Genomic DNA, 25,569 nt, shown 5'->3' with positions numbered 1-25,569 from the left:
CAATTTCATAACCGTATGCTACAGGGTAAGCAAAGAAAAACCGCATAGTCTGAGCTAGAACCAATTCCCTGTTTTACATTCACGGATAGTTGAAATAATACGGCTAACTTAAGGAAGGCATGGGGACAATAACGATCCAGCAGTGGTTATCGGCGATTTTTGCAGTTGGGCTTAAATATGCGCTGGCTACGGGCGTAGCTTATGGACTATTCTATTGGCTCTGGAAGGGGCGGTTTAAGGGACGTAAGATTCAGTCGAAAGACCCCAGGGCCGGGGATTATAAACGCGAGATCCTGTATTCGGCTCAGTCGATCGTTATTATGGCTACCGTTGCCGTTTTATCGCTGACGGTGCTGGTGCCGGTGAACCGGGTGTATCTGGATCGCCACGAGTACAGCCTGGGCTACTACCTGTTTACCCTAGTCTATATGCTGGTGCTGCATGATACCTACTTTTACTGGATGCACCGGTTCATTCATCACCCCCGGGTATTCCGATTCCTGCATCTGGTGCATCATCGCTCAACAAACCCATCGCCCTGGGCTGCCTATGCGTTTCATCCGCTGGAAGCCCTTTTCGAATCTGCGATTCTTCTGCTGATTACGTTTTCGCTGCCGGTACACTGGTCGGCGGTGATGCTCTTTTTTACGTTTTCAGTCCTGCACGACGTATATATACATCTGGGCTATGAGATCTTACCCGCTAATTTTCAAAATACCAAGCTTGGACGCTGGATCAGCACGTCGGTGAACCACAATCAGCACCACAAACACTTTGATGGGAACTATGGGCTGTACTTTACCTTTTGGGACCGAATGATGGGGACGCTGCGCCCGGACTATGACGATGCATACGCAAAAGCAACCCGACCGGACACCAGTCGGGTTGCTGCGTTGGCTACTGCGACCACTCGGTTGGTGTCCGATCCCAGCGGTGGCCTTTCAGCTCCTGCAACAGTTCGGGCAGAAGACCGCGCCCGTCGCTAACGGCGGTGTTCGCTTCTACGTTCCGGATCTGGCGCATGCCGGGTATGGTGGTATGCACATCGGGATTGCTCAGGATGAACCGCAGCGCCATTTCAGGCATTGTCATCCCCTGCGGAACAAGGGGTTTCAGAGCATTAGCGTGCTCTACGCTACTGTTCAGGTTTTCGGGTACGAAGTAGGTTGAGCGCCAGTCATTGTCGGGGAAAGTCGTTTCTTTCGTGAACGTACCGGTCAGGGTGCCTTCGTCGAAAGGAACGCGGGCAATTACGCCAATATTCTGTTCGCGGCAGAGGGGGAACAGTTCGTCTTCGGGATTCTGGTCGAAGATATTATAAATGACCTGCACGGCATCGATCTTACCCGTGCGCAGGGTGTTCAGGCAGTTGGTTGGTTCCCAGCGGTTGACCGAAACACCCCAGGCCGTCACTTTACCCTGCTCGGTAAGTTGCTCAATGGCCCGCTGCCATTCCTCACGTTCGGCCCAGCCATCTTCCCAGACGTGAAACTGCTGGAGGTCGATGGTTTCGACGCCTAGGTTCTTCAGGCTTTTTTCGGTGTATTCAACAATATAGTCGGCCGGGAATACATCGTCAATGGAAAAGTCGGGTTTGGACGGCCATTTGCGATTCTTCGGCGGAATCTTTGTAGCGGCATAAAGTTTTTTATCGGGATTCTGTTTTAACAGCTGGCCCAGAATCTCTTCGCTGACGCCGTCGCCATAGGCCCAGGCTGTATCGAAAAAGTTGCAGCCCAGTTCAACAGAGCGCTGCAGCGCCCGAAGAACTTCCTCCTTGTCGGAGCCAGTCCAGCCGGCAAGGCCCCACATGCCATAGCCAATTTCAGAGATTTTCCAGCCTGTACGGCCAAATGTGCGGTAATTCATGGTGTAAGGTTTGTAGTTTGTGGTTTATAACCCGTAGTTTGAACAACCAGGCGTGCTTCTGTCAGGCATACCCATTTCTAACTACGAGCCGCAAACTTAGTTCAAACGTATGCTTGTTCGCATTGTCCGCATGACCTTTCGGGAAGAAAAGCTTGCCGAATTCCACGCTATTTTTGATAGCTCCAAGCAGCACATTCGGGCTTTTCCCGGCAACCGGCATCTCGAACTGCTGCGCGATCCCGACCAGCCATCGGTGCGCATGACCTATAGTTTGTGGGATTCGGCCGACGCCCTCGAAACCTACCGCCAAAGCGATCTGTTCCGCACAACCTGGGCGGCAACCAAAGCTTTATTCGCTGATCGGGCGGTGGCATTCTCTGCTGAGCAGCTCGAAGTCCTGTAGTCCGTTCGCCGAAATCCCTCTATTACGTTTAGACTATTTGGCCTGAAAGCAATGACTTGCGACATCCTGAACCAGATTCGGGTCGCTGCGCAAAGCCGGAGCATCACAACCAATTCAGGGGATCCGATCCCGGTTCTGCCGATTCCAATCAACGAAGTGCAGTTGTGGGGCCTTCAGTAAAACGCCGGCTATTAATTGCTTCAGTATATAATCTGAATTCGTTAAGGTGTTCCCGCTTCCGCCCAGGAGCGGAGACTTTTTGTTAGGCAACTGGGAGCGAATCCATGCTCGAAAAGCCGCTACCAAAAGCGCATTGTCTGGTTGTAGAATAGGTAAAATCAGTACTTTGGCCACCTTTAGGAATCAGGTAATTAGCCCGTTATTCGGTATGCGCTGCCAACCTTTGCTCATTTGCTTATTCCTAAGTTGGATGAGTATAGGACTTGTCCAATTCGCCTGTGGCCAGACGCCAACGGTTACGCTTACGGGGCAGGTGCTGGACGCGGCCACCGGCAAACCACTGCCCTTCGCCAATGTTTACCTGAACAATACAACCTACGGCGCCGTCACCGATGCAAACGGGCAGTTTACGCTCGCGAAGGTGCCGCTCGGCACAGTAGAAGTCGTGGCTTCGTTTCTGGGTTACCAGGCGGCCCGCCAGATACTCCGGATTGACAGTCCACAACCCCGAAGCATCAGCTTTCGGCTCAAGCCGGATAATCGGGCGCTGGCGGGCGTAACGGTGAAGGCCAAAAGCAAAGATCGCGTCTGGCAGCGGCAGCTTCGGCGGTTCCGGCAGCAATTATTTGGTGAGCCGTTTGGCGGTCAGTGCCTGATCACGAACAGTCACGCGCTCAGCTTTACCGAAGAGGATGGTCATCTGCTTGCGAGCGCGGCCGAACCGCTTGTGATTGAAAACCAGGCCTTAGGCTACCGGCTTTACTACGACCTGCTTTATTTTAAGGGGTCGCTGCAGGGCGTGTACTACGCCGGTTCGACCCGTTTCGAAGAACTACCCGCTACCGATGAGCGGCAGGCCAGTCGGTTTGTCCGCAACCGGATGCGCGCCTATCGGGGGTCGATACGTCACCTGATGGCCAGTCTGATCGCGGGTACGTATGAGCAGGAAGGCTTTCTGGTGTATCGGGAAGACGTATCCAAGCCGATTACAACCATTGGAACCCCGGCGACGCTATATGATGCGATCAAACAACACAAACACCTGCTGCCAATCGACAGCGCGCTGATTCGGCCCGGTAAACTTTCCTTCGAGCGGCAGCTCGTGTCGATAATGCCGCTGGTTGTCTTCTTCACTGGCGCGTCGTCGGGTTTTTCGCCCTACCGCGACGCCCGCTATGCGTATTCCCAGATCATGCTGCCCAATCGAGCCATGCAGGTTACGACCGAAGGTTGGATTACGTCGCCCAATGGCATGGAAGTCAAAGGATCACTCGCCGATGACCGGCTATCGACGCTGTTGCCCGCCGACTGGAAGCCCACGGAAACTGGCGGTCTGCGGCCCGGTACTGATCTGGCCGCCAATGCGCCCCGGACTCTGCAGGGCAAGCTGTTGCTGCCCGATGCGCGGCTGGGCCGTATCGCAACCGCCTTTACCGAACGATTCCGTACGCTCGCACCGACGCTGTTCGTGCATATTGATAAGCCATTCTACGCCACTGGCGACCGGATGTGGCTGAGTGCGTATCTGCTCGATGCACCCACCCAGCGCCTGCCCGTGGGCGAAACCGCCATACAGGTCGATCTGCTGGCACCATCGGGTAAGCTGGTGCAACATCAGTGGCTGCACGTAATAAACGGTCGCGCCGTTGGCAACTTCCGTTTGTCCGATTCGCTGAGTTCGGGTCAGTATCGGCTTCGGGCGTATACCGATGAGGACGAGGGGCAGCACCGGCCTGCCTTTGAGCGATCGGTGGCGGTGTATAATCTGGTGCACAATTCGACGGTAGCCGCGACTGATACCGCCCGGCAGCCTCTGGATGTGCAGGTCCTGCCCGAAGGCGGACGCTGGGTAGCTGGTCTGTCGTCGCGGCTAGGCGTTAAGGTGATTGGGCCGGATGGCCGGGGAAAACCGGTATCGGGTCGGTTGGTGGACGATATAGGCACCGAAGCGGGGCGATTTACCACGAATCCGCTCGGCATGGGCAGCCTTGTCCTGACGCCCCAGACCGGCCGGAACTATTACGCCGAAATTAACCAGACCGGTCAGCAGCAGTTGGTGCCGTTGCCCGCCGTTGTGCCCAACGGCCTGACGCTTTCGGCCGACATGGTGAGCGACACCAGCCGGTTGATCCTCCGCGTTGCCGAAGCGGTCCGCCCGCAGCCGGATTCGGCTTATATTCTGTTTCAGCACCGGGGGCAGTTAGTCGAACGGTTAAAACTTCTGTTACAAAACGGGGTAGCGCAGGTGAGTCTGCCCGTGGCATCGCTGCCGGTGGGTCTGGTTCAGGTAACGCTGTACGATGCTGCCGCGCGTCCGCAGGCCGAACGGCTGGTGTTCATTCCCGAACGGCTGCCTCCCGTGCAGATTTTACTGTCCATTAACAAAGCGCGTTACCAGCCCCGCGAGTTGGTGACCGTCAACCTGACGCTGACCGACGATGGTCTGCCGGCTGTGGCAACGTTGTCGGCCTCAATCACCGATGCGGGACAGATTCCCGACGATCCCGCAGGAGCTACTATCCAGACGCATCTGCTGCTGACCGGTGAGCTGCGCGGGCGGGTTGAACAGCCGAATTTCTATCTGGAAAATACAACGCCAGAGACGCGCCGGGCGCTGGATGATCTGCTCCTGACGCAGGGCTGGCGCCGGGTGAGCGGTACGCCGAGTACCGATTTGCTGGGGGGCGTGTCGGTCATTGGCCGGATACTGGACAGTAAAAATCAACCCATGCCCGGTGTGCAGATTATGCTGGCTTCCACCGCGGCTGGTCAGTCGTTTGTGCGCTCGGCCGGCGCTAATGAGCACGGACGTTTCCGGCTGGCGGGGCTGGCCATTGCCGACACACTGTCGCTGATCGCCCAGTTGACAGACCGTGACTTTAAAAATCTGCCGACCGGCAGCGCCCGAATCGTGCTCGAACGCGCTGGCCTTACGTGGCCGAAAGTCGGGGCCGATACAGCCGTGAACTGGGGGGCTCTACAGGCGCAGCTGGAAGCCGCCCGCATCCGGCAGGAAGCCGATCCCGATGGGTACCGAGACAAAACGGCGAAGCTCCTGAAAGAGGTAGTTGTTCGGGCGCGCAAGCGCGAAGAGCGTCCCGATGATATTCAGCGGAGAAGCTTGCATAATACAGCCGACGCAACCATCATGTTTGATGGAACAACCGGCCAGTACGCTAACCTGTACGAAATGATTCGGGGGCGGCTGGCGGGCGTGAACGTCTTACAGGGTGAGTCCGGCTACCGGGTGCTGGTTCGGGGTGTCAGCAGCGTTATGGGCAGCACGGAGCCGCTGTTTTTAATGGATGGCATACCGGTCCAGGGTGAACCCGGAACGGCTCTGCTGACGTTCAATCCGGCCGATATTGAACGGGCGGAGTTGTTGAAAAACGCTGGTTCGGCCGGTATCTACGGCGTTCGGGGTGCCAACGGCGTGATTGCCTTTTACACGAAAAGCTGGCGCACTGCTCAGTCCGACAGGAAACCCAAAGCCGGGTCGATCCCGCTTCAACTCATTGGCTATCCATCGGTACAGCGGGAGTTTTACGTACCACGCTATGATCAACCCGGCGATATGAATCCGGACGTACTGGCGCGGGTTGATCGCCGGGATGTTCTGTACTGGAAACCACTCATTCAGACGGACGCCAACGGGAAGACCCAACTGCTATTCCCATTATCGGACGTAGTGCGGATTCTACGCATAACCCTGCAGGGCGTAACCATCGAAGGGCGTCCCGTCACGAAAGTTTCGCTGGTCCGGGTGCAGTGAAGCTCTACCTGGCCCAAGCCGGCTTCGGCGTAGCGGGGTTGAACAATTCATCGACGTAATAGGTACGTCGGGGGCGCTTGTCGCAGTCGTTCTCGTTGATGGGATAGCGGCAGGTAGCATACACGCCGGTATTATCGGGATTCATCAGGCTGACATACGTACCATCCGGAAACCGGTCTGTTTTGTGGATGCGGCTCAGCAGACAATGACCCAGCTCGTGGAAAACCAGACATTCGCGCTCGTTCGCGCTGAGCTGCTGCCAGCAGGAGGCAGCGGTACTCAGCGTAATACGGGGTGTTTTGCCGCTTTGTAGCTGGCATTGACCACATTCGTCGGTATGCGGCAGCGCTCCAAACGAGACAATCAGATTGGCGGTCGAAACCGGGTAGCTCCGTTTGGCGGCTTCGTTCCGAAACGACAGGATATAGGGCTCAACTTCGGCCGGTACGTTGTACTGGACTGGTTCGGGTTGCTCACGCGGCTGACATTCAGACAGAACTAACAGGCCTAAACAGACAAGCAGGGAGGCAGCGCGCATAGCGTCTTCGGACGATCTCGGTTGGAGAAACTAAAAGACAAAATCCCGCGAAAGTTACTCCATTCCAAACCCGTCAGACTACTCAGACGGTCTGGGGTTTTGGAATCTTTTCCGGACGCGTCGCCAGCCAGGCGACCATCGCCAAGCAGCACGCGAACCACCCAAACGGAAGCCGCAGATCAACCAGTGATAACGCTCCGAATACAAGCGTCGTGGTAAAACTGGCCAGTCCCTGCAGGGCCTGATTAATCCCGAAAACTTCGCCCCGGTCGTCGTCAGTAGTTCGCTGGGCCATCAGCCCCTCAATCAATCCCTGAATCAGTGAAAGCGTCAAACAGTCGATGGTCGTCAGGACGTAAAACCAAACCCGCGACGTGCCGGTCAGGCCATAACCTGCGAGGACCGGAGCCCCTAAGATGGCGAACCAAACAATAGCTTTGCGCTGGTTAATCCGGTCGGCGAGGTAGGTATAGAAGACGTAATTGATCACAATGCTCAAGCCCCCGAAGTACATGAACAGGTACGAAATGGATCTGGCATCCATCTGTAGCCGCCCCAGGCTCACGAAGGGAACAAAGTAATTGTAATAACCCGTGCCGAGGGTCAGCGCGAGCTGCATCAGCACCAGACGTTTCAGACCTGAGTGCTGCCTGTCTTTGACCGTCAGGCGCGACCAGAGGGTGTGAACGTTGAGCGAGTTGGCGAGTTCCCGGCGCAGTTCGGCCGGTTCGACGCCTGGTGGGTTGGGGTGAGTTTCACCAATCGTCCAGCTCAGCAGCATGTTCAGTCCCGACAGGCAAACCGCCATTCCGGCCACAAACCGCGCCTGCTCGCCCTGCACCACGTCGAAGGCAGTAAGCAGCAGACCCGAAGCCGCCGGTCCGATGACAAATCCCAGTGAGATAATGGCGCCTTCGATGCCCAGGTTTTTGAACAGCTTTTCTTTCGGCGAAATGTCCGTAATAGCCGAGCGGACCGTCGCATACATTCCATTGGTCGTGCCGTCGCTCAGGCGGTTAGCGAAGTAAAACCCAACCCGCACCGGCAACAGTAGCAGATCGGCGAGGAACGTACCCACAGCCGAGACAATGAAAATCGGTCGGCGACCATACCCGTCGGATAACTTGCCAAGGAGCGGAGCCGAAAAAAGCTGAATCCCCAGGAACAGCGCCGTACCGGCTGCCAGCCATACCTGCGGCCGCTGCAGCCCTTTAACGAACTCCGGCAGGATTGGCCCCACCGCCGAACCCACAATAACGTCGATCAGGATGATAGTGTAGATAAGCGCCAGCCGGTTGTCTCGGCCGGTTTTGGGTTGCGGCATGGATGAAGTGATTACAGGGCTGCAAAAGTCTCACTTTATTCGGCTAAAAGCTACCCAGTTCGCTCAGAACCGGAGAACGTAAAACTGGCAGTCGTAGGTTGTGCCAAACTCTTCAATTGATTTCTGGTAGGTGGGCTGAAAACCATAGCGCTCATAGAAACGGAGCAGCGCCGGCCGCGTGGCGTCGGTTTCGAGCTGAATTTCGTGGATGCCGCGTTCCAGACAGCGCTGCTGGCAGAAATCCAGCATAGGCTGAAACAGGTTCTGGCCGCTGAACCGGCGTCGGATGGCTACCTTATGAATCAGTCCGGCCGTGTTCGCCGGAACATCCGGATAATACAGCGGGTCGGCCCACTGGAGAATGAAGGTCGCTGCCGGTTCGCCATTGGCATACAGGACGTAACAGTTGTCACGCGTGTACTCGTCCACCAGATTGTCGGCGGTCAGCGTATCCAGTTCCCACATCGTCCGGTCATTATCGACGAGCCACTGGCCAACCTCGCGCAGAATCGCCAGGAACTGCTCCGTCTGGTCATTGCGGAACGTAAAAGTCATCGCTAGTTCAGATTACTGTTTAACCGATCCGTCGCCTACTACCTTGCTCAGAATCGATACGCCGTTCTCATCGAACGCTTCGATGGCGAAGTAATACGGCACGCCCACGTTCAGCGCCCGTAGCTCGAACGTACTGGGCTCGTCGTTCCAGAATTGATAGGTCTGGTAGAGTTTGTCCGGAGCGATGCCCCAGCGGATGTTGTAGCCCACGGCGCCGGACACTTTCGACCAGCTCAGATCGGCGTTACGCTGATCCTTCTGGCGTTTGGCGGTCAGTATCGCGGGGGTGGCGGGTGCTTTGCCCATCCCGTTGCCGAACACCCGGAAGGCGTTGATCGCCAGCGTCGGCCCGGCTACATAAACGTGCTCGTAGCGAACGTAACGGGCGCGGGTCGGTTTGCTCAGCTCTACATAGGCGCAGGCCCGGTCGCGTTTGGGCTCTTTGGTCAGGTCGGCCACGACCGTCCACGTTTTATTATCGGTCGAGGTCAGGATTTTAAACTGCGTATAGACCGTCGAGTCGGAGTCGTAGATTGTTTGTTTATAGTCGATGTAGTCAACCTGCACAGCCTTTACGTCGCGTTCAGCGCCGAGGTCCAGCGTCAGCGTTTCGCCGGGTTTATTCTGTCTGGCTACCCAGAAGGTGCGTGGGTTCTCGTCGGTTACCTTATCGGCCGTCAGTGTGTCGAGCGTCGACGAGGCAACGGCGGGTTTGCGGTAGGAGAGGAGCATCCAGCCCGTAAACAGTTCATCGCTGTTCATCCCGGAGGCCGGGTTCCATTTCCTGGTGGGCAGATAGTGCGGAAAATCGCCGAAGCGGGTGTTAGCAAACATCTGGTCGTCTTTATCGAAGCCCGCGGGGTTCATTACAATCCGACGTTCCATGCCCCAGTTGTAGCCGATCCAGGTCGTGCCCGTATTCCAGTAATTACCAAAGTTGTCCTGGAACGTATTGCCGTGACCGCAGCCCGTCGCGAAACCGCCGGGTTTGTAGGCGACCGGGTTGTAGGGCGCGTATTCAAACGGCCCCAGCGGGTCCTTTCCGACATAGGTGCCATTGCCATACACGTTGTATTCGGTGCCGGGCGCGCCGTATTGCAGGTAGTATTTTCCGTTATGCTTGGTCATCCAGGCGCCTTCCGTAAAAGGTTTGAACGGGTCGGAGTGGTTCGGACCGAAGCGTTCCCAGCCGTGCTTGTAAGGATCGAGCCAGAACATCGCCTTGTAGGCCTGAGCCGGGTTGTTGCCCGCATACGTCAGGTTCCGGCTTTTATCCAGTTCGGCCCCGAAGATGGGATAGACGTTCGACGAACCCCAGTACATGAACCATTTGTCGGTATCGGGGTCATGAAACAGGGCCGGGTCCCAGGGGCCGATGTCTTTGGGCAGGCGCGGCAGCCAGCGATTATAAAACTTGAGTTTGCCTTTTTCGGGTTCGGTGGAAATGAAGATGGGCCGCTGCTCGAAGGTGCTCTGAAACAGATACAGCGTATCGCGCACCGACAGGGCCGCCGGGGCGCACATATCCTCCATAGGCCACTTATCGGGCACGATATATTTCCAGTTGACGAGGTCTTTCGAATGCCACCAGCCGCCCTGAATCGTTACGAACAGGTAGTACTCGCTCTTGTGGTTGATAATCACCGGATCGGCGCCGGAGCGGTAGGAAATCTGCTCGTTCAGCTGCTCGAAGTTATACCGGTAGCTGATGTCCATCGGGTTGCAGTAAGTGCGCTGCTGGGCCATGCAGAACGGGGCCGAAAGCGCAAAGAGTAAGATCAAAAACAAGGCTGGGCGCATAGGAATAGGTCGTTTGACGGCTAAAGATAATTCCGATTTTACAGTTACCCGACTGACCAGCTTTTAACAAAATTCGGCGAAGGAAGTTGGTCATTCTATTCATCATTAACTTTTAGAATTGATGCAGACTCAACGCAGGGAAATGGATGGCAAAGTGGCGCTGGTTACAGGCGCCGGATCGGGAATTGGGAAAGCCGCGGCTATACTGCTGGCTCAGGAAGGGGCCAATGTAATCGCCATCAGCCGAACGGAAGACGAAATCAATCAGACCGTCGAGGAAATTAAAAAAGCCGGGGGCAAGGGAATCGCCATTCCGGCCGATATTTCCAGCCCCGAGGATATGCAGAAGGTATATGCCGAAGTCGAGCAGCAATACGGTCGGCTGGATGTCGTCTTTGCCAATGCCGGGATTAACGGCGTGTGGGCGCCCATCGACGAACTGGAGCCGGAAGAATGGAACAAAACCATCAACATCAACCTGACCGGTACGTTCCTGACGGTGAAGTATGCGGTTCCGATGCTTAAGCGGCAGGGTGGTTCGATTATCATTACGGCATCCGTCAACGGCACCCGGATTTTCAGCAATACGGGCGCGATTGCCTATTCGTCAACCAAAGCCGCGCAGGTGGCCTTCACCAAAATGGCTGCTCTGGAATTAGCGAAACACCGCATCCGTGTCAACGTAGTGTGCCCGGGGGCTATCGATACGAGAATCGAAGAAAGTACCGAAAAGCGTGACATTGAGCAGGAGAAAGAGCCCGTAGAATTTCCGGAGGGCAAAATTCCCTTAACTGACGGAAAACCGGGTAGCAGCCAACAGGTGGCTGATCTGGTGCTGTTTCTGGCTTCGGACCGCTCCAGCCACATTACCGGCACGCCCATCTGGATTGACGGCGCCGAGTCGCTGCTGATGGGGTAATTTGTTCGAAAACGTTCGGGCGGAGAGAATGCGTATCTTTCTGCCCGAACGCTTGGAACCTGACAATGATTGCTAAAACGCCCGAGCCGCCTTATTACGCGGTTATTTTTACATCTGTGCGAACCGACTTAGCCGACGGTTACGGCGATACGGCCGCACGCATGATCGAACTGGCCCGCGACCAGCCGGGTTTTCTGGGAGTCGAGTCGGCGCGCGATGAGCTGGGTATAACCGTGTCTTACTGGGAAAGTCTCGACGCGATTCGGGCCTGGAAGCAGCAGGCCGAACACCAGATTGCCCAGCAACGAGGACGCCAGCACTGGTATGAAGCTTACAAAACCCGCATCTGCAAAGTCGAGCGGGATTATGCCTTCGATCGGCTGTAATGTATAAATGAAACCCGGTTACGGCATATAGTCAGGTTCCGAAAAAATTGATACATTCTTTCGCCGGACAATCCGTTTCGGCAACGACCTCTGTTTCGAGGGTCGCGTGGCGGATGGTGTGGTGTTCGAGCCGGTGCCGGGCGTCGTGTTTTAGATCGCTGATCTGTGCGTCGCTGAGGTCGGGGGCCAGCACGAGGTGGGCCGTCAGGGCATTTTCGGTCGTGCTCATCGCCCAGACGTGAACGTGATGCACATCCCGAACGCCTTTTACGGTCCGCAGGTCGGTGAGTACGGCTTCCAGATCAATGCCCGCCGGAACGCCGTCGAGCGACAGCCGGACACTGTCGGACAGCAGTCGCCAGGTTGAGCCTAGAATCACCCCGGCAACAACCAGCCCAATGGCTGGGTCGAGCCAGGTCCAGTTAGTGTACGTAATCACGATACCCGCCACGACGACCCCCAGCGAAACCAGCGCATCGGCCATCAGGTGCAGGTACGCCCCCCGAATGTTCAGATCGTGGTCTTTGTCGCGGAAAAAGAGCAGGGCCGACACCGTATTAACAACCAGCCCCAGTCCGGCCACCCACGCTACGGGTCCGCCCGGAACCGGCTCCGGGTGGCGGAACCGCTGAATACTTTCCCATAGAATAGCGCCAATGGTAACCAGCAGAATGACGGCGTTAGTCAGCGAGGCCAGAACCGTGCTTTTACGGTAACCATAGGTGTAATTGGTTGTATTACGAACCCGGGCGAGCCGGAAAGCCAGCAGCGAAAGCAGCAGGCTTGCTACGTCGCTGAGGTTATGGCCCGCATCGGCAATCAGAGCCAGCGAATTATAATAAAAGCCTAGACCAAACTCAACCACCACATAGATCGTGTTGAGTACCGCACCGATAATGAGTGCCCGGTTGACATTAGTCAGAACAGCAGGCCCGTGATGATGATGGCCGTGGCTATGCGTATGATCGTGGTGATGCGACATCGTTTTTGACAAAATTACGGGGCTAACCAATTTGTTTAGGCTATACCTTTGCCGGGTAAAGTTTGTTTATGCGTAACGCAATTGTTGTCCTACTGCTGTTTGCAACGCTGCTGCCGATTGTCAGCCCGTGGGGAACTATTGCCTATTACCAGGTCAACCGGGATTACATAGCCCGTGTCCTGTGCGAAAACCGCGACAAGCCCGAACTGCACTGCGACGGGCAATGCTACCTCGCTAAACAGTTGAAAGCGCAACAGGACAGGCAGGACAAAGAAACCACCGAACGGGTACAGAACCTGCCGGTACTTCAGTTGTTTTGCCAGGCAGACCTGCCGTTTACATTCAATCCCGTCTGGACTGCCCTGCGGAACGTTACGTTTCCGCGCTACTCCGCGTCTGCTTACCTGGCTCCGCTGGCGTGCCTGTTTCATCCTCCCCGGTTTTAGTCGAATACATCTGGATTCTGGCTGGTCTGGTTTTCTGTGTTTGCACAGACTGCCAGTGCGGCAGCCATCAGCGCTTTCGTCCTGACCTGCTCAGGTCGGGCATGGGCGCTGCATTTCGTTCATTCATTCGACTAAAACTTCATGAGATTCTATACATTTTTCATAGCCTGCGGGCTATGGCTTATGGCTGTCCTGTGTGCATCAGCACAGAGCAGCCTCACAGGGCAGATATTCGACGCCCAGACCAAAGAACCCATTATTGGTGCCACCCTGCGTGTACCGGAGACAAATACCGGTGCGATCACCGATGACAAAGGCGCTTTTTCGATAACGACCAGTGCCCGTCAGCTTATCGTCACCAGTGTTGGCTACTCCGATAAACGGGTGGACGTAACGGCTGAACCACTCCGCATTGCCCTGACGCCCGCTGAGCAGAATCTGCAAACCATCGTTGTGACGGCGAGCCGCGAGGCCCAACTCCGTACCGAAGCTCCCGTAGCCATTTCGCGCCTGTCGCCAACGCTCATCAACGACACCAAACCGACGAATGTCTACGAGATTATCAACAAGACGCCGGGGGTGTACATGGCCAATTACAATAACGAGCAGCATGGCATGGGTATTCGCCAGCCGTTCGGCACCAACGCCTATTTTTTATACCTGGAAGATGGTCTGCCGATTCGACCGATGGGCGTCTTTAACCATAATGCGCTGATTGAACTAAACATCTTTGCTGTTAGCTCGGTGGAAGTCGTGAAAGGACCGGCTTCCAGCCTCTACGGCCCCGAGGCCGTGGGCGGTGCAATCAATTTTATCACCCAGCGCCCAACGGCCGTGCCCACAGCGCGTATCGGTGTGCAGGCTGACAATTATGGTTATAAACGGGTGCAGTTTGGCGGAGGTGGGTTCATTACGTCCAAATTTGGCGTGTATATCGGTGGGTTCGTGGCTAAGCAGCGTAACGGCTGGCAGGCGTTCAGTGATTACGATAAACTGTCGCTCAATGCGCGTGCCGAATACCTGTTCACCGCCCGCACCCGACTGATCGGAACGGTTTCGCAGAACACCTACGACTCGCAGACGGGCGGCAGCGTAGACAGTGTGGCCTATTACAGCCGGGTGTACAGCAGCACCACCAATTTTACGTACCGAAAAGTCGAATCGACGCGGGCGCGGCTGACGCTTGAACACGACTGGAATGGCCAAGCGCAGACGTTCGTAACGGCCTTTTACCGGAATAACACCATCGGCCAGAATCCCAACTACGGCATTCGCTGGAAGTCAGGCGCTGAAACGGCCACGGGCGAGATCAACGACAACAGCTTTCATAGCGTGGGCGTGGTGGCGCAGCATAGCCAGCGGTTCGGGCCCCTGAATGCGCGCTGGCTGACGGGCTTTACGTACGACAACTCGCCCAACACCTATAGCGCCTATCAGATTGACCTGGCGGCTCAACTCCGGCCCGACCGTAAGTCCGTTGAGAAATATACAATCGTGCAGGAACGGCCCGATTTATTGCTTGCTCAGTACAATGCGTCTATTCACAACCTCGGCACGTATACGCAGCTCGATTTCGAGCCGCTGCCCCGACTGCGGGCGTCGCTGGGTCTGCGCTACGACCGGATGGCGTTTGACTACCAGAATTTTCTGGACAACAGCAGCGGCAGCAAAGCCTACAGCCGCCTGACGCCTAAAGTGGGTCTGACGTATGATCTGGGCCACGATCGGGGCGTGTATGCCAACTTCAGCCAGGGCTTTTCACCCCCCGGCCTGACGGCCATCTTCCGTAAAAATCCGGCGGCTCTACCGGGTGAGTCACCCTTCTATTATGCGCTGCAGCCAGCGCAGTTCGACAATTTCGAGCTGGGTGGCTGGGCGTCGCTGCTGAACCGGAAGGTGTATCTCGACTGGGCCGTTTATCAAATGAATGGCCGGAATGAACTACTCAGTATCCGCCAGCCCGACAATTCCACGGACTATCGCTCGGCGGGGCAGACCCTGCACCGGGGCGTTGAATACAGCCTGACCTACAAGCCCTCGGCCGCGTGGTTTCTCAGGTTTGGCGGCACCAACGCCACGCACCGCTTCATTGATTTTTCGCTGAGTACGAAAGAGTCAGATGTGCTGAAAAACGTAAACGGCTACGATATGCCGCAAGCGCCACGCTGGATTGCCAATACTGAAGTGACCTATAAGCCTCAGCAGTTTGCCAGGGGTCTGCGCCTGTCGCTGGAGTGGCAGCGGCTGAGTCCATATTTTCAAAACCAGATCAATACCGTGGAGTATGCCGATCGGGGCGCCTTTGGCGCGCGCGGGATCAGCGTGTTGAATCTACGGGCGGGTTACTCGTTCAAAAACGGGATTGAGCTGTTCAGCAACGTCCTGAATCTGACGAACGAGCTGTATGCCTATCAGGCAACCCGGGGCAATAATCCTCTCGATCGCACGACGTTTACGCCAGCCGCCCCAAGATTAGTCGTGAGTGGTATCCAATATAACTTCTCCGGAAAGTAAATCTATGAAAAGCCTCATCACCTTCCTGCTCGCCGGTCTGACAGGTCTGCTGGAGCCCAGTTCCGTTCGGCAAACGACCGTATCGGACGCGAATTTTGTGGGCGCAACGCCCCGCCTAACGACCGATGCTGCCGGAAATCCGCTGCTGAGCTGGGTCGAGAAACAGGACGATAAACACGCCAGTTTCTGCTTCGCAGTGATGAACAGTAACAGTGGTTCTGGCACAGGTCCCGCTTTTGGCCCGAAAATCCGCGTAAAAACGCCTGTCAGTTTTTCGGTTCATGCCGAAGGGATGCCCAAGATCGCGACTAAGAAAGACGGTACGCTGCTGGCGGTGTTCGAGGTGCCGCGCCCAACGCCCGACTCACGTTTTGCCGGAGATCTGCTTTACGTTCTTTCTACCAATGGTGGCCGAACCTGGACCGAGCCCCGGCCCGTTCATCAGAACACTGCCCCCGGCACGAGTCATTCGTTTGCCGACATTACCCGGCTGCCGAACGGTGAAATCGGTATTGTCTGGCTCGATGAAAAAATGCCGGGTAAAGAAGGGCGTCCCGTAAAATTCATGCAGACGAAGCCGGGGGGCGGCTTTACGGACGAGCTGATTGTGGACGAGAACGCCTGCCAGTGCTGCCGGACGAACGTGTTTGTGGATGCTCAGCAGCGTATTCACCTGACGTATCGGGATATGCTCCCGGCAAAACCCGGTGAAATTGCGGCCCGCGACATTAGCCACGTGGTCTCGTCGGATGGGGGCCGGACGTTCACCCAGCCGAAGGCAGTTTACGCCGATAACTGGCAGGTTAACGCCTGTCCGCACGCGGGGCCGTCGGTAGCGCAGGTGGGCAGCGACGTGCTGGTTACGTGGTTTTCGGGTAAGGAAGAAGCCGTTGGTCTGCGGCTGGCCCGTCTGGGAACAAAGCAGTTGGTCGCTGATCATCTGTCGGCCCGTGCCCGGCATCCGCAGGTCGCAGCCGCTGGTGAGAAACTGGTCTGGGTATGGGACGAAGCGATCTCAACCGACGGTTCCAACCAGATGGGAACGTTTAAACACCGCATTGGGATGCAGTCATTCGTTGGGCTGAAATCCGGCCCCATAAAATACCTGACGCCCGAAACCGTCAATGCCACCTACCCGGCAGTGCTGTTCACCAGACACGGATTGCTGATCGCCTATGAGCAGGTAACCGGTGAGCAGAAGGCGGTCATTACGGTACAACTGAGCGAAATTCAGTAAGCAGATTAACTTATGGTCTGGAATGGCTAAGGCTGAAAATAGAATCGCTGCGGGTTCGTTATCCGTATACCTGCTATGCTTCGTCGACTGCCGCCCATTGTTCAATTTATTTTTGTCAGCATGACTGGCATTTTCATCGGTACGGTAGTGGGCCTCGTTAATGAGTTTATGCAGCAGCCGTTCAGCGCAACCAACGCGCTGGTCTGGCTGTTCCTGATGGGGGTGAGCGGCACGATCGTAATCCTGATTGCGCTGTACGCCCGAAATCGGATAGGCTAGAATGATTCCTGAAAAGAAAAACTGGTTATGAAGTTAACGTTTCCGTTCGCCTGTTTATCGGCGCTGATTCTGGGCTGGGCCATCGTGGCCTGCGATACGCCCGATCCGGATACCTCATTTGACCCCATCCTGACCGGCAGCTTCGGCCTGACGTTCGACAATGTAGCGGGCAGCGAAGACCTCCGGCTCAACAGCGGAACCTACCGCAACGCATCCGGTGAGTCGTTTACGCCAACGATGTTCAACTATTTTATCAGCAATATCAGGCTGACGCGTACCGACGGCAGCGAATACGTGGTTCCGCAGGACAGCAGCTATTTCCTGATCCAGGAGAGTCAGCCCGCGTCGCAGAAGATCCGGCTCCGTAACGTACCCATTGGCAGCTACAAGGCCGTAACGTTCGTGATTGGCGTAGATAGCCTGCGCAGTACGATGGACATAAGCCGTCGGACGGGCGTCCTCGATCCGGCGGGCGATCATATCGGCGCGAACGGCATGTACTGGTCATGGAATTCGGGATATATCTTTATGAAGCTGGAAGGGACGTCGCCCGCAGCCCCGGCGGATGCCGCCGGCCAGCGCACGTTTCGGTACCATATTGGTTTCTTCGGCGGACGCGATACGCGCACGATCAACAACCTGAAGACCGTAACGCTGCCGTTTGGTGGTGATGTTGTAGAGGTATCGGCCAGTCGAATGCCTGACGTAACGCTTCAAACCGATGTGCTGAACGTATTCGATGGGCCGGTTCCGCTGAGCATTGCTAAAAGTCCGGAGATCATGGTTTCGCCTGCATCGAAGGACGTGGCCGACAACTACGCCCATATGATTCGCTACAAAAACGCCGTGACAACCGCGGTTAACTAACCTATGCGTCACTGGGGCCTGATCGGATTGGTATTGAGCGCAGCTCTGTTCGGCGCGGTGGCGTCCTGCCATACTGGCCAGTCGGGCGGTGGCGACCCAACGAAGCCCGACGAGCCGCAGCCAGTACCGTACAAAACCACCCCTTACGTCTGGAAAAAGCCCGCCAACTTCCCGGACCCGGTTTATGATTTTACGAAAAACCCGATGACGGTCGAAGGCGTCGCGTTGGGGAAACGGTTGTTTTATGACGATATGCTGTCGGTCAACAGCACCATCAGTTGCGCGTTCTGCCACATTCAGGGGTCGGCTTTTGCCCATACCGATCACGCGCTCAGTCACGGCATTAACGATAAAATCGGGACGCGGAACAATATCGGCCTGCAGAATCTGGCGTTCTACCGTCAGTTTTTCTGGGATGGGGGCGTATCGGATCTGGACCTTGTGCCGATTGCACCCATTACGAACCCGGTTGAGATGGGGCATACGCTGAGCGCGCTGAAAGAAAATCTGGCGAAAAGCCCGACCTATCCCGCCCTCTTCAAAGCCGCTTACGGCACCGATTCCATTACAACAGAACGACTGCTGAAAGTCCTGTCGCAGTTTATGCTGACGATGGTGTCGGCCAACAGCCGCTACGACAAATACGTCCGGAAAGAATCGGGGGGCGACCTGACGGCCGATGAGCTGGCGGGAATGAACCTGTTTCAGCAGAAATGCGCTACCTGCCACTCCGGCGAACTATTTACCAATCAGCAGTTCCGGAATAACGGCCTGAGCCGCGCTAGTAATCAGGACGAAGGCCGCTCGCTGGTGACGCTCCGGACAGAAGATAAGTACTTGTTTAAAGTGCCAAGTCTGCGGAATATTGACCGCACCAGTCCGTATATGCACGACGGCCGCTACGGAACCCTTGAGCAGGTGTTGAGCCATTACGCCAACGGAGGGGTGCAGAATGTACCCGAACTCGATCCGGCTCTGCAGACGAACGGCAAGCCGGGCATTCCGCTGACCGATACCGAAAAGAAACAGATTATTGCGTTCCTGCGCACCCTGACCGACTTCGACTACGTCCGGGATCCCCGGCTGGCTCCGTAGCTGGACTAATGCGCGTGGCTTAACCGGTGCTGGCGAATATTGACGAGGTGGGTTAGCACCAGACCCGCCGAGGCTGCATAGGCCATGTATTCAAACAGGGGAGCCGAATCTTCCAGCAAAAGCGCAATAGTGAACAGGCTCAGAAAGCCCCAGAGCGCCTTTTTAATGACGGGCGAAGCCTGATGACGCGTAGCAAAATAAACGGCTACGATGTTGATACCAATGAAGATATAATCCAGGCTCAGATAGCCCAGACGCCATTTTTCGTCCTGAAACAAGGCGGTTGTCATCAGCAACACAGGTGTAATGAGGCAATGAAGAATGCACAACACCGAGCCGGTGATACCGATGTAATCAGCTTTACGGGAGAGGAAATCTGTCTTCATGGGTAAGCACAAAAATACGACCTGTTCGACAATCGTACCTTCTCTTAACCGACATTTTTGCAACAAAGTTGCGAATTTTAATTTTTTGTCGCTTTCGACTTAGACAAAGGTCAGAAAACTCCGAAGAGCCAGCAGGAATTATACCGTAATCAGGCCCAGATCATACTCAGAACCCCCATGAGCATAATGAGTTTGCAGAGTGTACTGAGGTAGCCGAAGTCGCGCCGGGTATCGGCGTAAACAAGCCGGTAGGTCAGCCAGGTAATTGGAATCAGCAGGATCAGGAAAATCCAGCCGAGCCGGGGGTTACCGAGCGCATCGGCGATCAGGAACATACTCATGATAAACAACGCGATGAGCACGTAAAGCAGGTATTTTGTTCGGCGCAGGCCCCAGACAATGGGCAGCGTCCGGCAGCCGAAGCGGGCGTCGCCCCGAACGTCCTGCATGTCTTTAATAATTTCGCGAACCAGCGAAATGCCAAACGAAAACAGGGCGTAGATCAGCAGCATATCGGCATTCTGGCGGTAATAAACAGCCAGCACAATGAGCGACAGGGCCGTTAGCAGGGAGATAACGACGTTGCCGATAACGGGTTGCCGTTTGAACTGCGCCGAGTAGAACCACAGTAACGAAACCGATACGACATCGGCTACAAACACCCATTTGCTCAGGTACAGGCCAATCAGGCAGCCAATTACGTTCAGCAACTGGTGGGTACCCATTGCTACCCGGCGCTTCAGGTAACGCCCGATCACCACCCGCTGGGGTTTATTGATGAGGTCGATCTTGATGTCGAAGTAATCGTTGATGATGTAGCCCGCTGCCGCAATGCAGACGGTTGAGAGCGACAGCAGCCAGATCGTTGGGTCGACCAGAATCAGCGGCCATTCGGCTTTGGGACCAACCAGGAAGATGCGGGCGAGAAACTGCGTCAGCACAACGATCAGCAGGTTCTGCACACGGATAAGCCGCAGAAAGCCGATAACAAATGCTGAAAAGGGTATAGTCTGCCGCGCGACCATGGCGTTTTTTTGCAAAAATACGCGTTTCCGTCAATCGTCGGTAGGTGTCTGGAGCCGTTCGCGTAATAAGCCTACATCAAACCAGCTAATGGTGATGCCAGCGGTAGCTTTATGGCCGGTTAGCGTCCGGCCAGGTCGGCAACTGGTTTAGGTCAACGCCCAGTACAGTTCTGGTCAGACGATGCAGGGCATTCCTGTCGCCCTCGATATGAAACGTACGGTGATGGTGAACGAGGGCTTCACCCCGTTTCAAAGGACGTACCGCCGAGTTAGACTCCAGTTCATAGAATGGGCCCATCTGACTGCCATCGGCTAACGGGCCGTCGTTGTAAGCGTTGAGCGCATCGCCCCGGTAGGGTTGTTTGTGCATTTCCCAGGACGATTTCAGGTAGTCGCCCGCCGGGTCAAGATCAAACTGTACCAGCGTCAGAATGCCTTTATCAGGATCGTAACTGCCCGCCACCGGTCGGGCCGATGCGGGTGCAATCCCGATTTTACTGCGGAATTTCCCATCCGCTCGGAGCAGTACAACGGAATCCTGCACGCGCAGCCTTTCGGACGGTATTTTGCCGAAATAGTTGTCGGTCAATTGCAGCGCAGCCGTCCGTTGTTTTGTAAACGGGGCAATGATGGTAGTCTGGGGTGCTGGAATAAACATACCCAGAATCCAGATGCCCAGCACGCCTTTGTCCCGCTGCCAGTCGTCACCCCGATTGCGGACCGTGTTTTCGGTTTCGTAGCCAACTACCTTCAGCCCTTCGAGCGAATTGACGCCCAGCAACCGACTGATCTGCGTCTGCGATAAAACCCGCACCTGCCGGTCAATGCCAATGTCGAAGCGGGTGCCGGAATGGTTGTAGAGCGTAGCGGTCTGACTGAACCGAGCCTCGGACTTATTCTTGCTGACCAGTTTATAGCTGACCGTATCAATGATGGCCGGTGTTTGCCAGTGGTCAAAATCGAACGGTGCGCCCGGTTTAAAATAGATCGAAAACTGCCCGCCCTCGGGCGAAAGCCAGATCCGGTCTTCGCCACCAAAGGCGTTCATGTGCGGCTCGTAACGACTGGCGGCAATGAGTTTGTCGTTAACCCAGCCGTAGCTGGTGCCGCCTGCCCCGTTGGCCGTGCTGGTCATGACCCGGCCCTGATACGCGCCAACCACGACTACCTGCGCCGAATCATTGTCGGGCGCGGTCAGAACAATTACCTCCTTATGTTTTGAAAGGAACGAGAGCGCATCGCCGAAAGTCTTCCGTCCGGTGGCAGACGCTGCGGTCTGACCCGATTCGTGATTTGCGCAGCCAGCCAGCAGGCCGATGAACGCGCAGACAATTGCCGAAAGGAAACAACGATAATGATTAAGAGACATGCAGGGCAGGGCGTAAAAGAGTGGGCAAGGAACAGCAGCAACGTCCTGCTGCCAAAACAGGCCCTTAGCGGGGGCTCTCAACGCCGAAAAGGCACGGGGGGATGTGGCCTACTCTCCGGGCCTGAATGGCCCGGTTGTGACTGCCCGTTCGTTCCGGGTGCTAGTAATTCTGGTTGGTTGGGATTCTTTTTACCTTCATTTGTTGTTGAGCAACAAACCGTTTCCAGCCCGCAGGGGCATCCCGCATGAAAATCGGCATTGTGTGCTACCCGACCTTCGGGGGCAGTGGCGTTGTTGCCACCGAACTCGGTAAAGCATTGGCCAAAAACGGCCACCAGATACACTTCATTACGTACCAGCAGCCGCCCCGGCTCGATTTCTTCAACGAAAACGTTTATTACCACGAAGTAAAAATTCCGTCGTATCCGCTCTTTCAGTACGCGCCCTACGAGTCGGCGCTGACCAGCGAGATGGTCAATGTGGTGCTGAACGAAAACGTTGACTTACTGCACGTTCATTACGCCATTCCGCACGCGTCGGCGGCTTATATGGCCAAGATGATCCTGCGCTCGCAGGGCAGGGCGGTGCCGGTGGTCACGACGCTTCACGGTACGGATATTACGCTGGTGGGCAAAGACGCTTCCTATGAACCCGTCGTTACGTTCAGCATCAACGAGTCGGATGGCGTTACGTCTGTGTCGGAGAATCTGCGGCAGGACACCTACGCCCATTTTAACGTACACCGCGAGATTGAGGTCATTCCGAATTTTGTGGACCTAGACCGGTTCAGACGCCAGCAGAAAGAGCATTTTAAAAAAGCTATCTGTCCGAACGGTGAAAAACTGATTGTGCATACGTCAAATTTCCGGCGCGTTAAACGCATTGACGACGCCGTAATGATGTTCTATCACGTTCAGCAGCAGATTCCCGCCAAGCTTCTGCTCGTGGGCGACGGTCCCGAACGGGCCCGTATCGAGCGGCTCGTGCGCGATCTGGGCATCTACGATCAGGTGCGGTTTCTGGGGAAGCTGGACGCCGTAGAAGAGGTACTGTCGGTGGCGGATCTGTTCGTGATGCCGTCCGAAAACGAAAGTTTTGGTCTGGCCGCGCTCGAAGCGATGGCCTGCGAAGTGCCCGTCATTTCGTCGAACGCGGGCGGTTTGCCCGAACTGAACATTCAGGGCGTTACGGGTTTTCTGAGCCCCGTTGGCGACGTGCAGGATATGGTCAAAAATGCCCTGTATGTGCTGGAGGATGCGAACCTGCCAACCTTTAAGGCAAACGCCCTCTCCCGTGCCAGAGAGTTTGAACTGTCCCGGATTCTGCCCCGCTACGAAGCGTATTATGAGCGGGTATTGCAGGAATCGCGGCCGTTAGTATCGTAAGGTTATAGAACCTTACGGAAGGTTTGCGGTTTACGAGTTCATAGCATGATGGTTCATGCATCAGTCAACCCGGTGAAAACCTCAGGCTATACACTCACAGGACCCCAAATCAGATATCGATGAACCCAAACATACCCCAAACAGATCGGAAGCGCGTGGTTATTGTCGGCGCGGGCTTTGGTGGACTGAAACTGGCCCGACGCCTGTCGCGGATGAAGGAATTTCAGGTCGTGCTGATCAACAAGCACAATTACCACGAATTTCAGCCGCTGTATTATCAGGTGGCAACGGCTGGCCTGGAAGCCAATTCTATCCTGTTTCCGCTGCGGGCCGTGTTTGGTAACTGCAAAAACGTTCACATTCGCATTACGACGGTTACGGGGGTGCGGCCGCTTGAGAAAACGGTCGATACCGAACTGGGACCGATTTCATACGACTACCTGGTTATCGCTACCGGAGCCGACACGAATTTTTTTAATCAGCAGAATATCATCGAGAAAGCGCTGCCAATGAAATCGGTTTCGGAAGCCATTGCGTTACGTAATCGGATGCTGCAGAACTTCGAGGACGCGCTGAGCGTCGAAACGGCCGAGGAACGCGAGGGCCTGATGGATGTCGTAGTCGTGGGTGGGGGGCCAACAGGGGTTGAACTCTGCGGAACGCTGGCCGAAATGCGCCGGACGGTACTGCCCAGCGACTACCCTGAGCTGGACTTCAAGATGATGGACATCTACCTGATCGAATCCGGGGGCGAACTGCTGGGGCCGATGTCAGTTCAATCGCAGGAACATTCGTTGAAATATCTTCTGGATCTGGGCGTTATTGTTCGACTGAACACCCGCGTGAAGGACTTTGACGGACGCATTGTGACCATGAACGACGGATCGACACTGCGCACGAATAACCTGATCTGGGCGGCCGGGGTTAAGGCCAGTCCGCTGGCGGGTTTGCCGCCCGACGTGATCGGTCGCGGGGGACGAATTCTAGTCAATCGGTACAATCAGGTGCAGGGACTCACCAACGTGTTTGCCATTGGCGACGTAGCCCTGATGACGGAAGAAAAATGGCCGAATGGTCATCCGCAGGTGGCTCAGCCCGCCATTCAGCAGGGGAAATTGCTGGCCAGAAACCTGCAGCGCCTGGTACACAACGAAACGCTGAAAGAATTCACCTATCGTGATCTGGGCACCATGGCAACCATTGGTCGCGGTTTGGCCGTGGTGGATTTACCTTTTTTAAAATTTCAGGGATTTTTCGCGTGGCTGACGTGGTTATTCGTTCACTTAATCGCTATCGTTGGGGTAAAAAACCGGGCGGCTATCTTTCTGAACTGGATGTTTAACTACCTGACCTATAACAACTCGCTGCGGCTGATCATCCGTCAAAAACTGCCGGTGGGCAACTTCTCGGCGATGCAGGAAAAACTTTCCGACCAACTGGAGGTTAGTAAAACGTAAGAATATAGTAAACCAATTTTACTATCTGGGCCGAACGATGAAATTTTCGTTGTAATTTCGCCCCTGCTATTATTCTGTCAAGAATTCTGCTTTATGGAAGAAACAACTGACAAACTGAGAACAATGGCCGGTCACGGTAAGACCCGGCCTAAAAACAGTGGTACCAAACAACTGTTTGATAACCCCATCCTGGAAGCTTTATCGCGGACGCACATTATGGTGCCAATTTCGATGTGGCTGATCTTATCGGTCTTCCTGGGCTGGTATGCATTCACGTATACAGACATGGCAACGAGTACAATTGGTACCCTGTTTGTGGCAGGTTTGCTGGTTTTCTCGCTTTTTGAATACGTACTGCACCGGTATCTGTATCACCTGACGCCGTCGACGCCGAAGCGTGCTAAGATTCAGTACACGTTTCATGGCGTGCACCACGAGTATCCGAAAGATAAAACCCGGCTGGCCATGCCCCCGGCGCTGGCTATTGTGGTAGCTGGTTTCTTTTTCGGGATGTTCTTCCTGCTGATGGGTGAAGCTGCGTATGCTTTCTTCCCCGGCTTCCTGGTGGGTTACTCGGGTTACCTGGCTACGCACTTCATTGTGCATGCCTATGCTCCCCCGAAAAATTTCTTTAAGCAACTGTGGATTAACCATAGCGTTCACCATTACAAGAATCCGGAGAGCAACTATGGCGTATCGTCACCGTTCTGGGATTACATATTCGGATCGTTTCAGAAATAGATTTTCTGCGGCAACAAAAAGTCCCGACACGCAGCGTGTC

Annotated in this window: 24 protein-coding genes; 15 read left to right on the top strand and 9 right to left on the bottom strand. The window is 55.4% G+C overall.

What is annotated here, in order from left to right; translation table 11 throughout:
- Positions 1–119 precede the first annotated feature (119 nt).
- Positions 120–986, top strand: coding sequence for a sterol desaturase family protein (locus tag HNV11_RS17455; protein WP_171740879.1), 867 nt, complete (start codon positions 120–122; stop codon positions 984–986).
- Here HNV11_RS17455 and HNV11_RS17450 read toward each other — a convergent pair.
- A complete protein-coding gene (locus HNV11_RS17450; protein WP_171740878.1) occupies positions 898–1,869 on the bottom strand; it encodes an aldo/keto reductase in 972 nt (323 codons plus the stop codon). The two genes, HNV11_RS17455 and HNV11_RS17450, sit on opposite strands and share 89 nt — an antisense overlap.
- A gap of 109 nt (positions 1,870–1,978) precedes the next feature.
- Here HNV11_RS17450 and HNV11_RS17445 point away from each other — a divergent pair, with 109 nt between their 5' ends.
- From HNV11_RS17445 to HNV11_RS17440, 3 genes are all read left to right on the top strand, one after another.
- Positions 1,979–2,272 carry a putative quinol monooxygenase gene (locus HNV11_RS17445; protein ID WP_171740877.1) on the top strand — a complete coding sequence of 98 codons (294 nt, stop codon included), beginning with the start codon at positions 1,979–1,981 and terminating at the stop codon, positions 2,270–2,272.
- 51 nt (positions 2,273–2,323) lie between these two features.
- Positions 2,324–2,452 (top strand): hypothetical protein, encoded by a 129-nt coding sequence (locus HNV11_RS24095; protein WP_262889948.1) that lies wholly within the window; start codon positions 2,324–2,326, stop codon positions 2,450–2,452.
- A gap of 250 nt (positions 2,453–2,702) precedes the next feature.
- A complete protein-coding gene (locus tag HNV11_RS17440; protein WP_240163528.1) occupies positions 2,703–6,224 on the top strand; it encodes a carboxypeptidase regulatory-like domain-containing protein in 3,522 nt (1,173 codons plus the stop codon).
- A 4-nt stretch (positions 6,225–6,228) separates the two neighbouring features.
- On the opposite strand, the gene HNV11_RS17435 is transcribed toward HNV11_RS17440, so the two are convergent.
- The 4 genes from HNV11_RS17435 to HNV11_RS17420 all read right to left on the bottom strand — a co-directional run bounded on the left by HNV11_RS17435 (position 6,229) and on the right by HNV11_RS17420 (position 10,441).
- Positions 6,229–6,762: a hypothetical protein gene (locus tag HNV11_RS17435; RefSeq protein WP_171740875.1), complete on the bottom strand. Its 534-nt coding sequence runs from the start codon at positions 6,760–6,762 to the stop codon at positions 6,229–6,231.
- Positions 6,763–6,844: 82 nt separating this feature from the next.
- The gene (locus HNV11_RS17430; protein WP_171740874.1) at positions 6,845–8,086 is read right to left on the bottom strand and encodes an MFS transporter; all 1,242 of its coding nucleotides are present in this window, start codon (positions 8,084–8,086) and stop codon (positions 6,845–6,847) included.
- A 63-nt stretch (positions 8,087–8,149) separates the two neighbouring features.
- Positions 8,150–8,641 (bottom strand): GNAT family N-acetyltransferase, encoded by a 492-nt coding sequence (locus HNV11_RS17425; protein WP_171740873.1) that lies wholly within the window; start codon positions 8,639–8,641, stop codon positions 8,150–8,152.
- 12 nt (positions 8,642–8,653) lie between these two features.
- Entirely contained in the window at positions 8,654–10,441 is a 1,788-nt protein-coding gene (locus HNV11_RS17420) for a family 43 glycosylhydrolase (protein WP_171740872.1), read from the bottom strand.
- 121 nt (positions 10,442–10,562) lie between these two features.
- On the opposite strand from HNV11_RS17420, the gene HNV11_RS17415 reads away from it, so the two are divergent.
- Positions 10,563–11,360, top strand: coding sequence for an SDR family oxidoreductase (locus HNV11_RS17415; protein WP_171740871.1), 798 nt, complete (start codon positions 10,563–10,565; stop codon positions 11,358–11,360).
- A 65-nt stretch (positions 11,361–11,425) separates the two neighbouring features.
- Entirely contained in the window at positions 11,426–11,746 is a 321-nt protein-coding gene (locus HNV11_RS17410; RefSeq protein WP_171740870.1) for an antibiotic biosynthesis monooxygenase family protein, read from the top strand.
- Between the two features lie 31 nt (positions 11,747–11,777).
- Here HNV11_RS17410 and HNV11_RS17405 read toward each other — a convergent pair whose 3' ends face one another.
- Positions 11,778–12,728, bottom strand: a complete 951-nt coding sequence (locus tag HNV11_RS17405; protein ID WP_171740869.1) for a cation diffusion facilitator family transporter — start codon at positions 12,726–12,728, stop codon at positions 11,778–11,780.
- Positions 12,729–12,796: 68 nt separating this feature from the next.
- On the opposite strand from HNV11_RS17405, the gene HNV11_RS17400 reads away from it, so the two are divergent.
- From HNV11_RS17400 to HNV11_RS17375, 6 genes are all read left to right on the top strand, one after another.
- Positions 12,797–13,174, top strand: a complete 378-nt coding sequence (locus HNV11_RS17400; protein WP_171740868.1) for a hypothetical protein — start codon at positions 12,797–12,799, stop codon at positions 13,172–13,174.
- A gap of 141 nt (positions 13,175–13,315) precedes the next feature.
- Complete coding sequence (locus HNV11_RS17395; protein ID WP_171740867.1) at positions 13,316–15,688, top strand: TonB-dependent receptor; 2,373 nt, start codon at positions 13,316–13,318, stop codon at positions 15,686–15,688.
- A gap of 4 nt (positions 15,689–15,692) precedes the next feature.
- Positions 15,693–16,925 carry an exo-alpha-sialidase gene (locus tag HNV11_RS17390; RefSeq protein ID WP_171740866.1) on the top strand — a complete coding sequence of 411 codons (1,233 nt, stop codon included), beginning with the start codon at positions 15,693–15,695 and terminating at the stop codon, positions 16,923–16,925.
- A 75-nt stretch (positions 16,926–17,000) separates the two neighbouring features.
- The gene (locus tag HNV11_RS17385; protein WP_171740865.1) at positions 17,001–17,204 is read left to right on the top strand and encodes a hypothetical protein; all 204 of its coding nucleotides are present in this window, start codon (positions 17,001–17,003) and stop codon (positions 17,202–17,204) included.
- Between the two features lie 27 nt (positions 17,205–17,231).
- Positions 17,232–18,071: an MbnP family protein gene (locus HNV11_RS17380; RefSeq protein WP_171740864.1), complete on the top strand. Its 840-nt coding sequence runs from the start codon at positions 17,232–17,234 to the stop codon at positions 18,069–18,071.
- A 3-nt stretch (positions 18,072–18,074) separates the two neighbouring features.
- Complete coding sequence (locus tag HNV11_RS17375; protein WP_171740863.1) at positions 18,075–19,166, top strand: cytochrome-c peroxidase; 1,092 nt, start codon at positions 18,075–18,077, stop codon at positions 19,164–19,166.
- Positions 19,167–19,171: 5 nt separating this feature from the next.
- Here HNV11_RS17375 and HNV11_RS17370 read toward each other — a convergent pair whose 3' ends face one another.
- The 3 genes from HNV11_RS17370 to HNV11_RS17360 all read right to left on the bottom strand — a co-directional run bounded on the left by HNV11_RS17370 (position 19,172) and on the right by HNV11_RS17360 (position 21,946).
- Positions 19,172–19,552 (bottom strand): MerC domain-containing protein, encoded by a 381-nt coding sequence (locus HNV11_RS17370; RefSeq protein WP_171740862.1) that lies wholly within the window; start codon positions 19,550–19,552, stop codon positions 19,172–19,174.
- Positions 19,553–19,701: 149 nt separating this feature from the next.
- A complete protein-coding gene (locus tag HNV11_RS17365; RefSeq protein WP_171742226.1) occupies positions 19,702–20,577 on the bottom strand; it encodes a geranylgeranylglycerol-phosphate geranylgeranyltransferase in 876 nt (291 codons plus the stop codon).
- A gap of 109 nt (positions 20,578–20,686) precedes the next feature.
- Entirely contained in the window at positions 20,687–21,946 is a 1,260-nt protein-coding gene (locus tag HNV11_RS17360) for a DUF6786 family protein (protein ID WP_171740861.1), read from the bottom strand.
- A gap of 245 nt (positions 21,947–22,191) precedes the next feature.
- On the opposite strand from HNV11_RS17360, the gene bshA reads away from it, so the two are divergent.
- The 3 genes from bshA to HNV11_RS17345 all read left to right on the top strand — a co-directional run bounded on the left by bshA (position 22,192) and on the right by HNV11_RS17345 (position 25,529).
- On the top strand, positions 22,192–23,331 hold the full coding sequence (gene bshA, locus HNV11_RS17355; RefSeq protein ID WP_171740860.1) for an N-acetyl-alpha-D-glucosaminyl L-malate synthase BshA: 1,140 nt from the start codon (positions 22,192–22,194) through the stop codon (positions 23,329–23,331).
- 119 nt (positions 23,332–23,450) lie between these two features.
- Entirely contained in the window at positions 23,451–24,788 is a 1,338-nt protein-coding gene (locus HNV11_RS17350; RefSeq protein ID WP_171740859.1) for an NAD(P)/FAD-dependent oxidoreductase, read from the top strand.
- Positions 24,789–24,881: 93 nt separating this feature from the next.
- Entirely contained in the window at positions 24,882–25,529 is a 648-nt protein-coding gene (locus tag HNV11_RS17345) for a sterol desaturase family protein (protein ID WP_171740858.1), read from the top strand.
- Positions 25,530–25,569: the final 40 nt, after the last annotated feature.

Source organism: Spirosoma taeanense, assembly GCF_013127955.1.
In the GTDB taxonomy this organism is placed as follows: Bacteria; Bacteroidota; Bacteroidia; order Cytophagales; family Spirosomataceae; genus Spirosoma; species Spirosoma taeanense.
Note: the sequence above shows the minus strand (reverse complement) of the source record. Positions and strands in the feature narration are given on the sequence as shown.

Bases quoted from the DNA above. Each gene is read 5' to 3' on its own strand.
- HNV11_RS17360 (WP_171740861.1), bottom strand. From the start codon at position 21,946: ATGTCTCTTAATCATTATCGTTGTTTCCTTTCGGCAATTGTCTGCGCG.
- HNV11_RS17365 (WP_171742226.1), bottom strand. From the start codon at position 20,577: ATGGTCGCGCGGCAGACTATACCCTTTTCAGCATTTGTTATCGGCTTT.
- bshA (WP_171740860.1), top strand. From the start codon at position 22,192: ATGAAAATCGGCATTGTGTGCTACCCGACCTTCGGGGGCAGTGGCGTT.
- HNV11_RS17385 (WP_171740865.1), top strand. From the start codon at position 17,001: ATGCTTCGTCGACTGCCGCCCATTGTTCAATTTATTTTTGTCAGCATG.
- HNV11_RS17400 (WP_171740868.1), top strand. From the start codon at position 12,797: ATGCGTAACGCAATTGTTGTCCTACTGCTGTTTGCAACGCTGCTGCCG.
- HNV11_RS17345 (WP_171740858.1), top strand. From the start codon at position 24,882: ATGGAAGAAACAACTGACAAACTGAGAACAATGGCCGGTCACGGTAAG.
- HNV11_RS24095 (WP_262889948.1), top strand. From the start codon at position 2,324: ATGACTTGCGACATCCTGAACCAGATTCGGGTCGCTGCGCAAAGCCGG.
- HNV11_RS17350 (WP_171740859.1), top strand. From the start codon at position 23,451: ATGAACCCAAACATACCCCAAACAGATCGGAAGCGCGTGGTTATTGTC.
- HNV11_RS17450 (WP_171740878.1), bottom strand. From the start codon at position 1,869: ATGAATTACCGCACATTTGGCCGTACAGGCTGGAAAATCTCTGAAATT.
- HNV11_RS17370 (WP_171740862.1), bottom strand. From the start codon at position 19,552: ATGAAGACAGATTTCCTCTCCCGTAAAGCTGATTACATCGGTATCACC.
- HNV11_RS17440 (WP_240163528.1), top strand. From the start codon at position 2,703: ATGAGTATAGGACTTGTCCAATTCGCCTGTGGCCAGACGCCAACGGTT.
- HNV11_RS17420 (WP_171740872.1), bottom strand. From the start codon at position 10,441: ATGCGCCCAGCCTTGTTTTTGATCTTACTCTTTGCGCTTTCGGCCCCG.
- HNV11_RS17405 (WP_171740869.1), bottom strand. From the start codon at position 12,728: ATGTCGCATCACCACGATCATACGCATAGCCACGGCCATCATCATCAC.
- HNV11_RS17455 (WP_171740879.1), top strand. From the start codon at position 120: ATGGGGACAATAACGATCCAGCAGTGGTTATCGGCGATTTTTGCAGTT.
- HNV11_RS17435 (WP_171740875.1), bottom strand. From the start codon at position 6,762: ATGCGCGCTGCCTCCCTGCTTGTCTGTTTAGGCCTGTTAGTTCTGTCT.
- HNV11_RS17430 (WP_171740874.1), bottom strand. From the start codon at position 8,086: ATGCCGCAACCCAAAACCGGCCGAGACAACCGGCTGGCGCTTATCTAC.
- HNV11_RS17410 (WP_171740870.1), top strand. From the start codon at position 11,426: ATGATTGCTAAAACGCCCGAGCCGCCTTATTACGCGGTTATTTTTACA.
- HNV11_RS17415 (WP_171740871.1), top strand. From the start codon at position 10,563: ATGCAGACTCAACGCAGGGAAATGGATGGCAAAGTGGCGCTGGTTACA.
- HNV11_RS17375 (WP_171740863.1), top strand. From the start codon at position 18,075: ATGCGTCACTGGGGCCTGATCGGATTGGTATTGAGCGCAGCTCTGTTC.
- HNV11_RS17380 (WP_171740864.1), top strand. From the start codon at position 17,232: ATGAAGTTAACGTTTCCGTTCGCCTGTTTATCGGCGCTGATTCTGGGC.
- HNV11_RS17395 (WP_171740867.1), top strand. From the start codon at position 13,316: ATGAGATTCTATACATTTTTCATAGCCTGCGGGCTATGGCTTATGGCT.
- HNV11_RS17390 (WP_171740866.1), top strand. From the start codon at position 15,693: ATGAAAAGCCTCATCACCTTCCTGCTCGCCGGTCTGACAGGTCTGCTG.
- HNV11_RS17425 (WP_171740873.1), bottom strand. From the start codon at position 8,641: ATGACTTTTACGTTCCGCAATGACCAGACGGAGCAGTTCCTGGCGATT.
- HNV11_RS17445 (WP_171740877.1), top strand. From the start codon at position 1,979: ATGCTTGTTCGCATTGTCCGCATGACCTTTCGGGAAGAAAAGCTTGCC.